Below are 14,830 nucleotides of genomic sequence, written 5' to 3' on the forward strand. Positions count from 1 at the left end.
AATAATGTTGCTCTTCTTAATGAAGATAGTAATTTAAAAACCACAAAAATTGTAGGGTTGCTGTCTTCTGCACCATTGATTATATTACACCCAAATAATAACCACTACATCAATTTTCAGCAAACCCTAAATAATGACATTATCAAACTTTGGCAGTAATAATAGATGTGAGTAAAAAATCACATCTTGATTATAAACAAATATGAAACGTCGTGACTTTATAAATTGGGTAGGACTAGGTTGTTTAGCCAGTTCTTTACCCGTAGCAATTGCGGCCTGTTCTCCTGAAACAAGTACATCAGCTAATGCTGCTACTAAAGGCTGGCAAAAAGTGGGTACTGTGGCACAATTAGATAAAAATGGTCAACTATTGGTAGAAAATTCCCCAATTGGCGCAGTATTAGTAGTTGGAACATCTAAAGCTGCAAAAAATCTGATTGCTGTTAATCCTAGCTGTACTCATCAAGGGTGTACGATCGACTGGAAAGCAAAAGACAGTAAATTTGTCTGTCCCTGTCATGGTGCAGAATTTGCTAAGGATGGCAAAGTCAAACAAAGTCCTGCTAAAAAACCCCTGAAAACTTACCAAGCTAAAATTGAAGGTAGTTCTGTTTTAGTCAAAGCAACTTAACATTCTCCAGAAGTCATCAATGTAGGGGCGCAGGGCCTGCGCCCATTCAGAAGTCAGAAAGAAACAAAAAAATTCCTTCCCTGTTCCCTACTTATATCAATTGATGTCTTCACTACCTGTGCTGTTGCTATACAACACATCAATTTAGGATTCGCAAGTATTTTTGCTAATGTGATTATGTAAATTAAATACTACACAATCAATTAAATTAAATTAAAATTATACAGATAACCCGTTAAATTAATAAAAGTCATAGTTTTATACTTAGGTTTTATCAAAATGCGTCTAGAGCAGTTGCAAGCCTTTTTGGCGATCATTCAAACTGGTAGCTTTCAACAAGCAGCAAAACAATGTGGTGTGACTCAATCAACAATTAGTAGGCAAATTCAGGCATTAGAAGCAGATTTGGGGGTAGAACTATTTCATAGAAGCACCCATGCAAAACTAACTTTAGGGGGTGAATGTTTACTTCCTCGTGTGCATAAAATCTGCCAGGAATGGGAATTCGCTACACAGGAGTTAACAGATTTAATGGGGGGAAAGCAACCAGAGCTATGTATTGCAGCAATCCATTCAGTCTGTGCTTCCTACTTACCACCAGTGTTACAAAAATTTTGTCATTCGTATCCAGAGGTACAATTACGCGTCACATCATTAGGAAGCGATCGCTCTCTTAAAGTCCTCAAAGATGGTTTAGTAGATTTAGCTATTGTCATGCACAATCGCTTTTTAATCACAGGCAAAGAAATGGCCATAGAATTTCTATATGAAGAACCCATAGAAGTCCTCACCGCAGCTAATCATCCCCTAGCTGAATATGAATCTATCCCCTGGTTAGAGTTAATTCGTTATCCTCAAGTAGTATTTAAAGATGGTTATGGAATGCAGCGTCTGATTCAAGATAAATTTGAACAGATGAAAGCTACACTAAAAGCAGCTTTAGAAGTCAACACCCTGGATGCCTTTCGGGGAGTAGTTCGTCAAGGAGAACTCATTGCATTACTTCCCCAGTCAGCACTAATAGAAGCCAGACATGATCCTACCCTGGCAGTTCGTCCCCTATCTGCAAATAATAATTTAGGTGATAATTCCAATCTGACTCGTCAGGTAGTGATGGTAACAACCCAAGATCGTCTTAATATTCCCCCCATACATTATTTTTGGCAACTTGTCAAAGATAATATTCCTGAATTGAAGAAGGAGTCAGGAGTCAGGAGTCAGGAGTCAGGAGTCAGGAGTCAGGAGTAAAAGACCCACAAGATTGGATAGCGAAGCACTGCTGCAAGCAGTTCATTCTTTTTGTGAAGTTCTCTAAGAGAAATCTGGACTATAAACTATTGCCTCTTTCAAATGACAAATGACAAATAACTAATAACTAATAACCAATGACAACTAAATTTAGAGAATTTATCCAAAAAGTAGGTAGTGGAAGTCACACATCAGAAAATTTGACTCGTGCTGAAGCAGCTACCGCTACAAAAATGATGTTATTAGGTGAAGCGACACCAGCGCAAATTGGCGCATTTTTAATTGCTCACCGGATTAAACGTCCCACAGGTGCTGAATTAGCAGGGATGTTAGATACATACAATGAAATCGGACCCAAATTGCCATCAATAGCAAAACCTGTGATTGTTTTAGGTATCCCCTATGATGGCAGAACTCGCACTGCACCAATTAATATAATTACGGCTTTATTATTAGCTACTGCGGGACAACCCGTAATTATGCATGGGGGCAATCGCTTACCCACAAAATATGGTTTACCCTTAATCGAAATTTGGCAAGGTTTAGGAATAGATTGGACTGGTTTATCACTCGCACAAACCCAGCAGGTTTTTGAAGAAACAGGAATTGGCTTTATTTACACACCCAAGCATTTTCCCTTAAATCAAACTTTGTGGGAATACCGTGATCAATTAGGTAAACGGCCACCATTAGCGACAATGGAGTTAATTTGGTGTCCTTACTCTGGTGATGCTCATATTATTGCTGGTTTTGTTCATCCACCGACGGAAGCCATGTTTCAAGAAGCTTTGGGGTTGCGTGGGGTGACAAAATATACTTTTATTAAGGGTTTAGAAGGTAGTTGTGACTTACCACGCGATCGCACAGCCATTATCGGCTTGTCTTCATCCAATTCAGAAGCATTAACCCGGTTACAACTTGCACCCCGTGAATATGGCTTTATCACTAAAAATGTTCCCCTGACTACTACAGAAGAACTCATCAAAGATATGCAAGAGGTTTTAACAGGAAACTCTAGCGAATTAAGACAAACAGCCCTATGGAATGGTGGTTTTTACTTATGGCGCAGTGGGATTTGTCCAGATATACAATCTGGTATAGACAAAGCCGCCGAATTAATTAGCAGTGGTTTATTAACAGCTAAACTGCAAGCAATTAATACTTTGCTCGAAAAATTTTAATTGTCAGTGGTCAGTGGTCAGTGGTCAGTGGTCAGTGGTCAGTGGTCAGTGGTCAGTAGTCAGTAGTCAGTAGTCAGTGGTTCGTTGTTACCTATTACCCATTACCCATTACCCATTACCCATTACCCATTACCCATTACCCATTACCCATTACCCATTACCTACTATATTAATTAACAGTCAAAACAAGTCCCTCACGAGCTAGTAATGCTTTAGGGAATACTGACTGAATTTCAGTTTGCATATTGTCCAGAAAATCATCATGATCATCGGGATGATGATAGGAGATTACTAACCGTTTTACCCCAGCCTTCTGAGCCATATTTACAGCTACTTCCCAGAATGATTCAGTGGTTTCATGCTTGTTATCTGTTGGTGGAGTATAGGTGGCATTAGTAATCCATAAATCAGCATCTTGAATAAGATTTAAAATTCGTGTTTGCTCTTCTGAATTAATAATTTTATGCAAATCCGCAGCATAGGCAACGTTGAACTCACCCCAATTCACACGATAGCCAATTGAACGCTGATTTTGATTAATTAATGTTGTTTGAATATTGATATCATTTAATTCAATTAATTGATCTGGCATCAAATTATAAAATTTTAATGCTGATTTCATTACTTGTAAGGGATAAGGAAAATGAGGCTGGAGCATTTGATCACAGAGACACTGTTTAATTGATGCACCATTAGAAGCCGCTGTTCCATAAACGTGAAAATAATTACTAGCAATAAACGCCGGGGCAAAAAAAGGAAAACCCTGGATGCGATTAGATTGAGAATTCGTAAAAAATAAATGTGCCTCAATAGTTTGACCTAGTTCCTGCCAATTTCCGCCCAGAATGCGTAAACCAGTCCCTCCATCAAAAACTAAGCGTTTTCCGGCTACATACATCTCCACACAGCCAGTATTACCACCATAGCGACTGTTATGGGTGCTAGGAGTAGGAATCAAACCACGTACACCCCAGAATCGTACCTGAAATAGCTCAGATTGATTAGTAAGGCTGGGACTTAGTTGTTCAGAACTATAAATTTGAGAATCGGACAACTCAAAATTTGGCATTTTCTTGAAAATTAGAGCTTACTAAGCAGATCATCATAATGTCGCACTTCTAATAACTGGTTTTTCTCACCCACAATTACAACGGTAGGAGAGTAACATTTTAACTCTTCCATCCTAAACTGCCCATAAGTCATTATAATCAAGCGATCGCCAACTACACCTAAACGTGCGGCTGCTCCATTTAATTCAATAGCTCCTGAATTAGCTGGAGCAGGGATGGCATAAGTAATAAAACGCTCACCATTGGCAATGTTCACTACTTGTACTTGCTCATAGAGAAATATACCAGCTTTTTTCAAAAGAATCTCGTCAATGCTGATACTACCCACATAGTTAATATTTGCCGCTGTGAGCGTACAGTTATGAATTTTTGCCGACAAAAGAGTGCGCTGCATTTGATTTTAAATTTTTTTTTGCAACCAGTGAGAGATATAGGAATTAAACTCAGTAGGTTGTTACTGATTATTCCACGATAATTGATTTAGTGGGTAATGAGTAATTCACATTACCATCACCCATGATCTATTATGCTTTAGCTTTAGCTGCTTGAATGAACTTTTCTACCAATGGAGCTACTTTATCCACATCCTGCCAGCCGAGAATTTGCGTTACCTTTTTTTCCAAGTTTTTATAACTGCGGAAAAATTCGGCAATTTCCTCCAATCGGTGGGGGGCTATGTCTTTAAGTGACTTTACATGAGCATAGCGCGGATCTTTGTCGGGAACACAAAGAATTTTTTCATCGCGATCGACACCATCAATCATTTCCAAATAACCAACTGGTCTGCACGCAATGACGCAACCGGGAAATGTTGGCTCATCCATGATCACCATACCATCTAAGGCATCGCCATCATCAGCTAAGGTATTAGGGATAAAACCATAATCATAAGGATACTTAACTGAAGAAGACAGAACCCGATCTAGAGCAAATGCTTGTAAATCCTTATCGTATTCGTATTTGTTTTTACTTCCACCAGCAATTTCAATCAGTACATTAATCACACCTGGCTTGGGTTGGGCAGGAATCAGAGATAAATCCACAACAAAAATCCTTTACTAAAAGTGAATAAGCGGTAGCAGCAATTTTTGCTTCCAGTGTAAAATTTTAGAACATTGTGGATCTCTTCTCCTGTGATTTCTTGTAAAATGGTGGCGAATTTCATAAATTATCAACAAAAAAAGGGCGGAAAAGAAAACCCCTACTCCCTGCCCCTTATCGTTTTCTCTTAAATCTTCTTTAATTCCTGAATTCTACTGTATATTTTAATCTCCACGAATAGGTAGGTTATAGGTTAAGGATGGCTGATTGTTTTCAACATTCGCTGAAGAATAGTGGGCAATGATAAATACTGGTAGAGTGAGAGTAATCAGAGCAATCACTGTTCCCACAATGTCTGCCAAACGTTGGGAATATGTATCGGAAGAATTGGCAGACTGGCTATTTAAATTCATACAAAGTTGGAATTAATCAGAATCACTAGTGGATTGACTCTCTAAAAAAGAGCGTCTATACTATTCTAACTATTTTTTTGCCATAAACCGTAATGTCAGTTATCCCTGACATTTTCCATAATTCAGAAATTCCGTAGGGGCGCAGGGCCTGCGCCCAGAAATTGATATGTTCTGCACCCCTAAATCGGTGATTACACCAAAACTATGCGGCTACTTTTTGTCCTGTAGTTGATTCTTCAGATTTTGATGACTCTTGTTTTTCTTTATTTCCCTGTTCTGAATCAGTATTTTGTTGTACTTGCTGGAGGTGAATATTATTCACTTGAGTAATAAATATTTCTATTGCCTGACTTACTCTTTGTTGCTGTTTATCTTCCTCTGGAATATCATAACAACGATAAGCTGGGCTAATTCCCAAAATAAACTTTTCCTGTTCAGCTTCTAATAATTCAACGACTGTGTTAGCAATCATCGAATTTTTTTGAAAAGGAAAGGATGTAACTATACTAGCAACAATGGAAGCAATAGCTGGGCAAATTACAGGCAGCCATTTTAACCAGCTTTGTCCGGCTTCCAATTTATCTACAAGCACTAAAATCGGGGTAATACCTGAAAAAATAACGGTAGAAATTTGCAAGACATAGTAAAGATTTCTCGCAACATTTCTTCTATCTTTATAATCGTCAATTAATTCTTGACAATATTCTAAAGCTTTAGCTCGTGCTGGTAAAATTGCATTGTAGTCCAAGGTTGTACCATTACTTAATAAGGAGGTATAAAGTTCAGCTTTTTTGGAAAGTTCATTTTTTTGTGCTTCCTTCATAGCATTCTTTACCGATTGTCTATTGAGAAGAAATAAACCAATAGCAACACTTAAAGCAACGGAGGCAGCAGTTATATATTGTTGATCACTAGAACCAACATAAATAACGAAAACTGATGTCATAGCCACTGCGGCTAATAAATAATCAATCAATTTGAAAAAAAACAACATATTTTCGCCTAGTATAGTTATTGTGGGAACGTTGAATTGATGATTGAGAAAAATCGTTGCAAAAAAGTATTTTTACAAACAATGATGTATCTTACACGAAAGTAATATTCTTGACAAGTTGATATGGTAGGGAACAGACACAAAAAGAGAAAAATGTTCTGACTCCTGAATGGGCGCAGGATTTGAATGGGCGCAGGATTTGAATGGGCGCAGGATTTGAATGGGCGCAGGATTTGAATGGGCGCAGGATTTGAATGGGCGCAGGATTTGAATGGGTGCAGGATTTGAATGGGCGCAGGATTTGAATGGGCGCAGGATTTGAATGGGCGCAGGATTTGAATGGGCGCAGGATTTGAATGGGCGCAGGATTTGAATGGGTGCAGGATTTGAATGGGCGCAGGATTTGAATGGGCGCAGGATTTGAATGGGTGCAGGATTTGAATGGGCGCAGGATTTGAATGGGCGCAGGATTTGAATGGGCGCAGGATTTGAATGGGCGCAGGATTTGAATGGGCGCAGGATTTGAATGGGCGCAGGATTTGAATGGGCGCAGGATTTGAATGGGTGCAGGATTTGAATGGGCGCAGGATTTGAATGGGCGCAGGATTTGAATGGGCGCAGGCCCTGCGCCCCTACGGGATGACTCCTGTTAATGACAGAATTAAATAGCAGTGCTGTATTTTTTGCGCGTAGCTATGGCTAAGGCTAAAACCAAAAATGTTAGAATTCCTGCCAGATATAAAGGATAGCCATAAGTGATAGGTTGAGATTGTTGAACTATTATCCCAGCAATCACTGGACCAATGCCATTAGAAATACTTAAATAAGATGCGTTTAACCCTAATGCAGTTCCCTGATCTTGTGGTTGAGCATTGAGAGAAATCAATGTACTAATCATGGGTTGGACTAGAGCATTAAATAGCGCAAATAATATGCTAACTACAACAAAATAAGTGATGCTAGGCCAAACAGGCATTAACACAAATGATAAACTGCGAATAAATAAGCCTAAAAATAATATTTTTACTACATTAAATTTGCGACGGAGAACAGATACACCCCAAGTTTGCATAATTACACCCAATGTGCCAAATGTGAGAAATAAAAGGGTTAAAGATTGATTATTTTGACCTAAAACTTTAATAAAATAGGGTTGAAAGGCATAGGTAAACATGGTAAATGTTGTCCCTGCACAGAAGTTAATGAATAATAAAATGCCAATTCCTGGCATGGCAAAACCTTTAATTAAATTATCTAAACCTAAATCAAATATATTAGTAGCTTTTGGAGATTTATTTTTGAGAGTTTCTGGTAATAAAAATATTGTCATTAACATTGCCATCAAAGCAACTGCACCGGAAACTAAAAATGCTGTTCCTAAAGAAATTTGCTGTGCTACTAAACTTGTAGCTGGTCCAAGAACAAAGCCTAATCCCATTGCTGCCCCATAAATCCCAAATGCCTGAGCGCGATCTTTTTGACTGGTAACATCAGAAATAACAGCTTGGGCAACGGAAGCATTTCCGCCTGTGATACCATCTAAAAATCTGGCTAAAAATAGTAAACTTGCTGTTGTGGCAGTTCCGGCTATAGTATTGGCTATTACTGTTCCTGCTAAACTGATTATTAATAATGGTTTACGCCCAAATCTGTCAGAGAGTTTACCAATTACGGGAGTGGCGAAAAATTGAGCAATAGAGTATGTGGAAAATAATAAACTGGTTTGGAAATCATTTAAACCAAATTGTTTACCATAAAGATAAATTATGGGGATTAAAATTGTAAAACTCAGGGAGTTAATAAAAGCAATTAAAGCAGTAATCCAAAAAATTCGATTCATTGTTAATTAAATATATTTATTGTAAGGATTTAGGAGCAAAGGAGTCACCGAATCAGAATAAATACAATAGAAGAGAAGAAATCAGGAGCCAAGGAAACACGAAATCAGAATAAATTGCTATAATTCCACATCAAATCTTCTTTCTCCTGACTCGGTGACTCGGTGACTCCTGAATTCTTACTATTTATCTTTAGTCATCCTACCATTCACTAAACTTTTACTTACTGCTCATGAAATTTAAATTACAGAGATTTTTCCAGAAGCTAGGAAAACACCAGCACCAACGAGTTCATATTCAAATCCATAATGGACAATTTAAGATTATGGGTATGGGTGCATGGTATTCCTACTGGGATGATCCTTACCATTGTCCATGCACGTCATAGTTATGGTGCTAATGAGATTTTGTGGAATCATCAATTTGTGGATATTATCTACCATACACCTGATGGACATCGTTACGTTGACTATCCGCATTTTCACGATGTCTTACCAGTTTAATTGATCTTGTTTAAGTTCTCTGGATAAAAATGCCTAATCAAGTTTGGTTGTCACAGTTAAAAATACATCGAGCGATCGCTGTTATTCGCGCCCCAAAGATGGTATGGGGTGAACAAATGGCTTTAGCTGTAGCATCTGGGGGAATGGGGTTAATTGAAATTACGTGGAATTGCGATCGCGCACCGGAATTAATTTCCCAACTTCGCAGCCAATTACCTAACTGTATGATTGGAACAGGAACGTTATTTAATGTTCAACAGTTAGAAGAGGCGATCGCCTGTGGGGCGCAATTTCTCTTCAGTCCCCACACTGATCCGGACATGATTAAAGCCGCAGTCGCTCAAAATATCCCGATGATTCCCGGTGCATTGACACCGACGGAAATTATTACCGCTTGGAATTATGGCGCAAGTTGTGTAAAGGTCTTTCCTGTACAAGCTGTGGGCGGAACTAGCTATATCAAAAGTCTACAAGGACCGCTTGGGCATATTCCCTTAATCCCTACTGGGGGTGTGATGTTAGAAAATGCCAAGGCTTTTTTAGAAGCTGGTGCAGTAGCAGTGGGCTTGAGTGGGGAATTATTTCCCAAAAAATGGGTATTAGAAGAAAATTGGGACGGGATTACTGAACAGGCCAAAGCTCTTATACAGAGGTTATATTAGAATTTAACTCAACCGGGCCACAAGTTGGTTTTCGACTAAGATGTTATTTGTTAATAAGTCCTCAACAGTAATTCTTAAAAACCGTTGTTCATCAATTTGAAAATAGATTTTAATCCGATCGCTTCCCGGATTTCCTGGAGGTCTAAGTTTGGCAACTTTACTGGCACTTGCTGTATCATTGAGGGGTTTAACAGTGGTTGCACGACTGTCTAACTGACGAGTAATTAAGCGATCGCCATCAAAGTATACCTCTGTTCCTCCCGTTTCTGCGCCTAATTCCCCAATAATTACCTCAATACTGGGTTGATTTTCCACCGAAGCACCCAAAACTAATTCTACAGGTTGAGTCATGGGATAAGATTGTCCAGTTTTAATAATAGGATGCCAACTATGACGTTGATTACGGCGATCCCAATAACGGACACCATAGCTATGATAAAGATAGTCTTTAACTTCTATGCCTTGAGTGATTTGTAATGCACCATGAGCGATTGCTTCAAAAGGCAATTGACGGCGGATTTTTTCTGGTTCAAAATATTGTTCTATCCATGTCTGTACCACTGGCAATTGCACAGTCCCACCCACTAACAATACTGCATTAATATCATCAATTTCCATCCCGTAGCGTCGGGCTTGCTGTAACAATGTCATCATGACATCATGCAGCTTATCAAAAAATCCGTTTTCCTTCAAAATATTTTCAAAGGTATAACGATCAAGATCCATTTCATAACTTTCAAAGGTCTGATCATTAAAATAAACTTCACTGGCTTTATTTTGGTGAGATAGCTGAATTTTCACCCGTTCTGCTAGTCTGGTGGTGAGAGAACTAACTGGTAATCCTTGGGTTTTAGCAAAATAATCTACTATCCAATTATCAATATCTATTCCGCCTAGATTTTGCCCTGCTTTGGCTAATACACGGGCTGTTTTAGTCTTTTGTTGAGAATCTTCACCCAGACTTTTATCACCCCATTTGAGCAGAAATCCTAAAGGTTTGGTTTTGGCTTGTTTACCTTGATCCAAACTCACTAAAGATAAATCTAAAGTTCCACCACCAAAGTCAACAACTAAGAGAGTTCCTTGATCTGTTAAACCATACCCTAACGCCGCAGCGGTCGGTTCATCCAACATCCGCACTTGTTCGACGGGTAGTGATTGACAAACTTTCCCTAACCAGTAACGATAGGCTTCAAAGCTGTCTACAGGTGCAGTTAAAACCAAGGAATCTATTTTTCCTTCTAGGAGGGCTAATTCTTGAATTACCTTGCTTAAAAACCATTTTCCTACTTGTTCAAAGGTGATGTTTTTACCATCTAGTTCTGGTAAAAAACCCTGAATATCTGCACCAATTCCCCGTTTAAAGTTACGGAAAAATCTGGTATCGGTTTTTGTGTCCAAACCGCGATCACGCACCTGTTGTCCAGCTATAATTGTTCCCAAACTGGCATTTTCCACATAAACCAAACTAGGAATCAGTGGCGGGTTGAGAAATTGTTGTGTTGATAAACCAGGTAGATTCAGGGTTTCTGCTGCCTGAGTGACAGGATTCCAACGAGTGATAACTGTGTTACTTGTCCCAAAATCAATCGCGATCGCCATATTTTTAATTATATCCGAAAACAGGGAACAGGGAAGAGGTGATAAACAAATATTACTGATTACCCATTATCTAATTAATAGCAACTTTTGTGATATTAAATGTGTCAGAGTCTAAAAATTACCCAAATATCTGTTTATGTCTGCTGACGCTAAAGGTATTCCCGGCTTACCTGATTTAACACATCCCCAGGAATTACTGCAATTTGGTAATCAATTACTCCAAGGTTCACTGCTATTATTTTTGTTAATTATAGCGTTAGGTGTGGCGATCGCCTTAATTAGTTTTTCTTTACGACGATATCCCACAGAACAAGCGGTTTTTTTCGGTCAATGGTCAATTCGTTACTCCCAATTATTGCAGGGATTACAGCATTTAGCTTTAATCTTAATTTTGTTAGTAACTGGTTTTTTTCTCTGTTCAACTTTAAGCAATCGTTACCATTATTGGGAACAGGCAAAAGTGGCACAAGTTTCTGCTACTGTAGCAGGTGATAAACTGGAACAAGTTTCTCCCCAAGTTCGTTATATTACTGAAGAACCTTATGTTTATAATACCCAAATTAATGGCAAAATAGTTAAAGTTAATGATAAACAAAAAGTTACTCGTTATCTAACTTTAGCAAGTTCAGAAATTCAAGTTAAAATTAATCAAAGTGTAGATGTCCAAAATCGTAGTTCTATTTATCAGACAGACTACACAGCTAATTACAAAGTTATTAACCAACTGAGTGATATTAATAGTTTTTTCTTAGAAGTACCACCACCTAATGGTTCTTCAATCCTGCGGGATTATAAGGTAGAACGTAATAACACAATCTTAAAACAAACAAATAACGATAATTATAGTTTTCCCTTCCGCTTAGAACCGGGGGAAGAAACTACTTTTAAAGTTACCTATAAAGCTGATGGTGGACCACGCTGGGTTTATAGTGCTACAAATCAGTTACTTTCTAAATTTCGGCTGGTAGCGATCGCTAATTTTAGTAATGCTGATTTTGCTAGTGGGATTATTCCTGATGATATTAAAGTTGATGGTAACAGCACGCAATTTACTTGGAGTTTTGCCGAAAATGTAGCTGTTAAAAATCCTTTTGGTGTCTTTACTAGCACTAAACCCATTGGCAAAACTGGTATTATTCCCAGGTTATTATTGTTAGCACCAGCTTTGTTCTTGTGGTGGATATTACTGCTGTATTTATCCTTACCTATGACTTTAAAAAATGTCGTGATTGCTGGGGGGATTTTCTTTGCCTGTTTACTAACTTTAACCTACATGGCACGGGTAATTAATACTGAATTAGCTTGGTTGATGATTGCGTTAATTTTATTAACTTTAAGCTATGGTTTAGGTGCAAATCGTCGTGTTTCTTTAGCCGCAATTATTTGCACCATCACTGGAGTCGTCTTACCTGTATTTGGGTTATTAATTCCCTTTACAGGTTTAACTTTGAGTATTGCCGGTCTACTATCAGCAGTATGGTTAGCTATACTGCATTGGTATGGATGGTATAATTTACGAGAGGAAAGTTAACAGTTCAAAACTCAAAATTATAAGACCTCGCGGTAAGTGTCAAACTGAAATTATCCGGACACGGTAGAAGCTACGGTGGATATTCAAGTAGTAGATGCACCTTAATTAAATGATTACCCTTGGCTTTTAGCTGAGGGTTTTTTCTTTTGGCTTTATATCTTAACAAATTTTTATCAGAAAGTCAAAAAGTTTATTTGAAAATAGCAGGGAGTAAGTTGGGGGCTAACCATAAAGCATAACCAATAAAGCCAAATAGTAAAGTAATTAAGAAAGTAGCAATATAGCTAATGCACATTAGCAAACCATCCGCTTCAATGGTCGCAACGGACAGAAGTAAGATCCCCACAGTGGGAATGGGATTGGTAAAGGGAATAGGAGAAATTAATAATATTGTTAACCAAGAGATGCACAGCCCATTAAATCGCCAAATCCAAGGATGATTAGCGATTTTTTGGAATCGGGGACGGGCAATTTTTTCTAATACTTTAGTAACTCGACGCAGATTTTGTAAGATAATTTTGGCAAAAGCGTCGGGAAATTTATAGTTAGCGATTTTTTTGGGTAGCCAAGGCGTTCGCCTCCCTAAAACCATTTGTAATGATAATATTAAGCAAGCACCACCTAAAGGACTACTTAAGCCTGGAGGCATGGGAAATAAAAAGGGTAATACGAGTAATGTGATTACCAAGCTAAAACCCCGTTCAGAAGTTTCTGCGAGGATATCACCTAAAGTTAGTGGCTGTTCACTTAAACGTTCTAATAGAGATTTAATTTCTTGAGAAAAGCGTAAATTCATAACTATGATTTTTGTGATTATGATGATTGTAGTCTTCTTAAGATACAGCAGAATTTAGGAGTTAAGATATCATCCAATAAATTATATCAATTAGATAAATCTATACTGGAGATGATATTTCTGGGACAAAAACTGCGATCGCTTGCGGAAGCACTCGAAATACAGCCGGAGTATGGGTTGTGATTTCTCCATCTGTATTAATCGAATGAGGTTTTCGGGTATATACTGTAATTTCCTGACCTTGTAGGGCGCGGACATTCGGCCAATCAATATGTCGTCCTTGACGCATAGCCGGAAGTAAAGGAAGAATTTGCCACCAATGATCCATTTCTAAACTATAAAGATCCAGCCTTTGATCATCTATTGCTGCATCGTGAACTACAGCCATCCCACCACCATAATAGCGACCATTTCCCACAGCAATTTGCACAGTTTTGACATGAATTGATTGGTCATTTATGCGAATTTCTGCACTAAAAAGGCGAGATTTCCAAATTACTTGGAATGCGATCGCAGCATAAGCAAATATTCCCCAACGCTGTTTCATCTCTTTAGTTAATTCTTGAGTAATTTTCACACTCAAACCCAAACTAGCAACATTGAAAAAATATTTATCATTCACCAAACCTAAATCAATCCGTCGCAACTGTCCACTGGCAATAATTTGACAAGCTTGGGGAATAGAATTAGGAATACCTAAAGTTCGCGCCAAATCATTAGCAGTTCCCAAAGGTAAAATTCCTAAAGGTAATTGAGTATCAACTATAGCACCTACAGCAGCGTTAAGAGTACCATCACCACCACCGACAATCACCAAATCAATTTCTTGTTGGTAACGACGAATCACATCACCCAATTGTGTAGGATGTTCTGTAGATTCTATAATGATTTCTAAACCCAATTCATTTAAAGAATTTATCGCTTCCTGGTAACGTTCTTGTCCTTGACGAGAATTATGATTGACTAATAGCAGGGCGCGGGAATTCATGGGCGTACCTTTGACAGTTTGGATATTGAATGAATTATATACATTATTTACTGGGAATTTCAGTTAAGGATTAAGTAGGGTTTGCTGAAAAAGTCTTCTCGTGAAGGCTAGGAGTCACCGAGTCAGGAGTCACCGAGTCAGGAGGAATAAAGAGGAGGAAGAAGAAGGAAGAGAAGGGGTTTTAAACATCTATTGTCAATAATCTTGCACTTGTTTGGTTATAAAACCCTGCAAACCTTTATCTATCAACCCTTTTGCTTTCTTTTTTGCAAACCCTAAGTAGGTAGACACAATTAAATATAAGGCAGGCAAGATGCCCACCCCACAAGAAT

At 38.3% G+C, this 14,830-nt stretch carries 14 protein-coding genes and 1 pseudogene; 6 read left to right on the forward strand and 9 right to left on the reverse strand.

Going from position 1 to position 14,830, the window contains the following annotated elements; genetic code table 11:
* Nucleotides 1–202: 202 nt before the first annotated feature.
* From EZY12_19575 to EZY12_19585, 3 genes are all read left to right on the forward strand, one after another.
* Nucleotides 203–631: a ubiquinol-cytochrome c reductase iron-sulfur subunit gene (locus EZY12_19575; GenBank protein QSX66944.1), complete on the forward strand. Its 429-nt coding sequence runs from the start codon at nucleotides 203–205 to the stop codon at nucleotides 629–631.
* Nucleotides 632–910: 279 nt separating this feature from the next.
* Nucleotides 911–1,879 (forward strand): LysR family transcriptional regulator, encoded by a 969-nt coding sequence (locus tag EZY12_19580; protein QSX66945.1) that lies wholly within the window; start codon nucleotides 911–913, stop codon nucleotides 1,877–1,879.
* Nucleotides 1,880–2,016: 137 nt separating this feature from the next.
* Nucleotides 2,017–3,060, forward strand: a complete 1,044-nt coding sequence (locus EZY12_19585; protein QSX66946.1) for an anthranilate phosphoribosyltransferase family protein — start codon at nucleotides 2,017–2,019, stop codon at nucleotides 3,058–3,060.
* A gap of 169 nt (nucleotides 3,061–3,229) precedes the next feature.
* Here EZY12_19585 and EZY12_19590 read toward each other — a convergent pair whose 3' ends face one another.
* From EZY12_19590 to EZY12_19615, 6 genes are all read right to left on the reverse strand, one after another.
* Complete coding sequence (locus tag EZY12_19590; protein ID QSX66947.1) at nucleotides 3,230–4,129, reverse strand: MBL fold metallo-hydrolase; 900 nt, start codon at nucleotides 4,127–4,129, stop codon at nucleotides 3,230–3,232.
* Between the two features lie 11 nt (nucleotides 4,130–4,140).
* Nucleotides 4,141–4,524, reverse strand: coding sequence for an aspartate 1-decarboxylase (locus tag EZY12_19595; protein ID QSX66948.1), 384 nt, complete (start codon nucleotides 4,522–4,524; stop codon nucleotides 4,141–4,143).
* Nucleotides 4,525–4,654: 130 nt separating this feature from the next.
* On the reverse strand, nucleotides 4,655–5,173 hold the full coding sequence (locus EZY12_19600; protein QSX66949.1) for an inorganic diphosphatase: 519 nt from the start codon (nucleotides 5,171–5,173) through the stop codon (nucleotides 4,655–4,657).
* A 222-nt stretch (nucleotides 5,174–5,395) separates the two neighbouring features.
* Complete coding sequence (locus EZY12_19605; GenBank protein ID QSX66950.1) at nucleotides 5,396–5,584, reverse strand: hypothetical protein; 189 nt, start codon at nucleotides 5,582–5,584, stop codon at nucleotides 5,396–5,398.
* Between the two features lie 202 nt (nucleotides 5,585–5,786).
* Entirely contained in the window at nucleotides 5,787–6,578 is a 792-nt protein-coding gene (locus EZY12_19610; protein ID QSX66951.1) for a DUF4231 domain-containing protein, read from the reverse strand.
* A gap of 661 nt (nucleotides 6,579–7,239) precedes the next feature.
* Nucleotides 7,240–8,418, reverse strand: a complete 1,179-nt coding sequence (locus EZY12_19615; GenBank protein QSX66952.1) for an MFS transporter — start codon at nucleotides 8,416–8,418, stop codon at nucleotides 7,240–7,242.
* Nucleotides 8,419–8,784: 366 nt separating this feature from the next.
* On the opposite strand from EZY12_19615, the pseudogene EZY12_19620 reads away from it, so the two are divergent.
* Nucleotides 8,785–8,919, forward strand: a pseudogene (locus tag EZY12_19620) (ATP-sensitive inward rectifier potassium channel 10).
* A gap of 29 nt (nucleotides 8,920–8,948) precedes the next feature.
* Nucleotides 8,949–9,581, forward strand: coding sequence for a bifunctional 4-hydroxy-2-oxoglutarate aldolase/2-dehydro-3-deoxy-phosphogluconate aldolase (locus tag EZY12_19625; GenBank protein ID QSX66953.1), 633 nt, complete (start codon nucleotides 8,949–8,951; stop codon nucleotides 9,579–9,581).
* A 3-nt stretch (nucleotides 9,582–9,584) separates the two neighbouring features.
* On the opposite strand, the gene EZY12_19630 is transcribed toward EZY12_19625, so the two are convergent.
* Entirely contained in the window at nucleotides 9,585–11,183 is a 1,599-nt protein-coding gene (locus EZY12_19630) for an Hsp70 family protein (GenBank protein QSX66954.1), read from the reverse strand.
* Between the two features lie 136 nt (nucleotides 11,184–11,319).
* Here EZY12_19630 and EZY12_19635 point away from each other — a divergent pair, with 136 nt between their 5' ends.
* On the forward strand, nucleotides 11,320–12,714 hold the full coding sequence (locus tag EZY12_19635; GenBank protein QSX66955.1) for a hypothetical protein: 1,395 nt from the start codon (nucleotides 11,320–11,322) through the stop codon (nucleotides 12,712–12,714).
* A gap of 190 nt (nucleotides 12,715–12,904) precedes the next feature.
* Here EZY12_19635 and EZY12_19640 read toward each other — a convergent pair whose 3' ends face one another.
* On the reverse strand, nucleotides 12,905–13,510 hold the full coding sequence (locus tag EZY12_19640) for an exopolysaccharide biosynthesis protein (GenBank protein QSX66956.1): 606 nt from the start codon (nucleotides 13,508–13,510) through the stop codon (nucleotides 12,905–12,907).
* 100 nt (nucleotides 13,511–13,610) lie between these two features.
* Nucleotides 13,611–14,498 (reverse strand): lipid kinase, encoded by an 888-nt coding sequence (locus EZY12_19645; GenBank protein ID QSX66957.1) that lies wholly within the window; start codon nucleotides 14,496–14,498, stop codon nucleotides 13,611–13,613.
* Nucleotides 14,499–14,830 lie beyond the last annotated feature (332 nt).

Source organism: Dolichospermum sp. DET69, from assembly GCA_017355425.1.
Taxonomy (GTDB): domain Bacteria; phylum Cyanobacteriota; class Cyanobacteriia; order Cyanobacteriales; family Nostocaceae; genus Dolichospermum.

Coding starts and splice junctions, on each gene's coding strand:
- EZY12_19575 (QSX66944.1), top strand. CDS start 203: ATGAAACGTCGTGACTTTATAAATTGGGTAGGACTAGGTTGTTTAGCC.
- EZY12_19580 (QSX66945.1), top strand. CDS start 911: ATGCGTCTAGAGCAGTTGCAAGCCTTTTTGGCGATCATTCAAACTGGT.
- EZY12_19585 (QSX66946.1), top strand. CDS start 2,017: ATGACAACTAAATTTAGAGAATTTATCCAAAAAGTAGGTAGTGGAAGT.
- EZY12_19590 (QSX66947.1), bottom strand. CDS start 4,129: ATGCCAAATTTTGAGTTGTCCGATTCTCAAATTTATAGTTCTGAACAA.
- EZY12_19595 (QSX66948.1), bottom strand. CDS start 4,524: ATGCAGCGCACTCTTTTGTCGGCAAAAATTCATAACTGTACGCTCACA.
- EZY12_19605 (QSX66950.1), bottom strand. CDS start 5,584: ATGAATTTAAATAGCCAGTCTGCCAATTCTTCCGATACATATTCCCAA.
- EZY12_19610 (QSX66951.1), bottom strand. CDS start 6,578: ATGTTGTTTTTTTTCAAATTGATTGATTATTTATTAGCCGCAGTGGCT.
- EZY12_19615 (QSX66952.1), bottom strand. CDS start 8,418: ATGAATCGAATTTTTTGGATTACTGCTTTAATTGCTTTTATTAACTCC.
- EZY12_19625 (QSX66953.1), top strand. CDS start 8,949: ATGCCTAATCAAGTTTGGTTGTCACAGTTAAAAATACATCGAGCGATC.
- EZY12_19630 (QSX66954.1), bottom strand. CDS start 11,183: ATGGCGATCGCGATTGATTTTGGGACAAGTAACACAGTTATCACTCGT.
- EZY12_19635 (QSX66955.1), top strand. CDS start 11,320: ATGTCTGCTGACGCTAAAGGTATTCCCGGCTTACCTGATTTAACACAT.
- EZY12_19640 (QSX66956.1), bottom strand. CDS start 13,510: ATGAATTTACGCTTTTCTCAAGAAATTAAATCTCTATTAGAACGTTTA.
- EZY12_19645 (QSX66957.1), bottom strand. CDS start 14,498: ATGAATTCCCGCGCCCTGCTATTAGTCAATCATAATTCTCGTCAAGGA.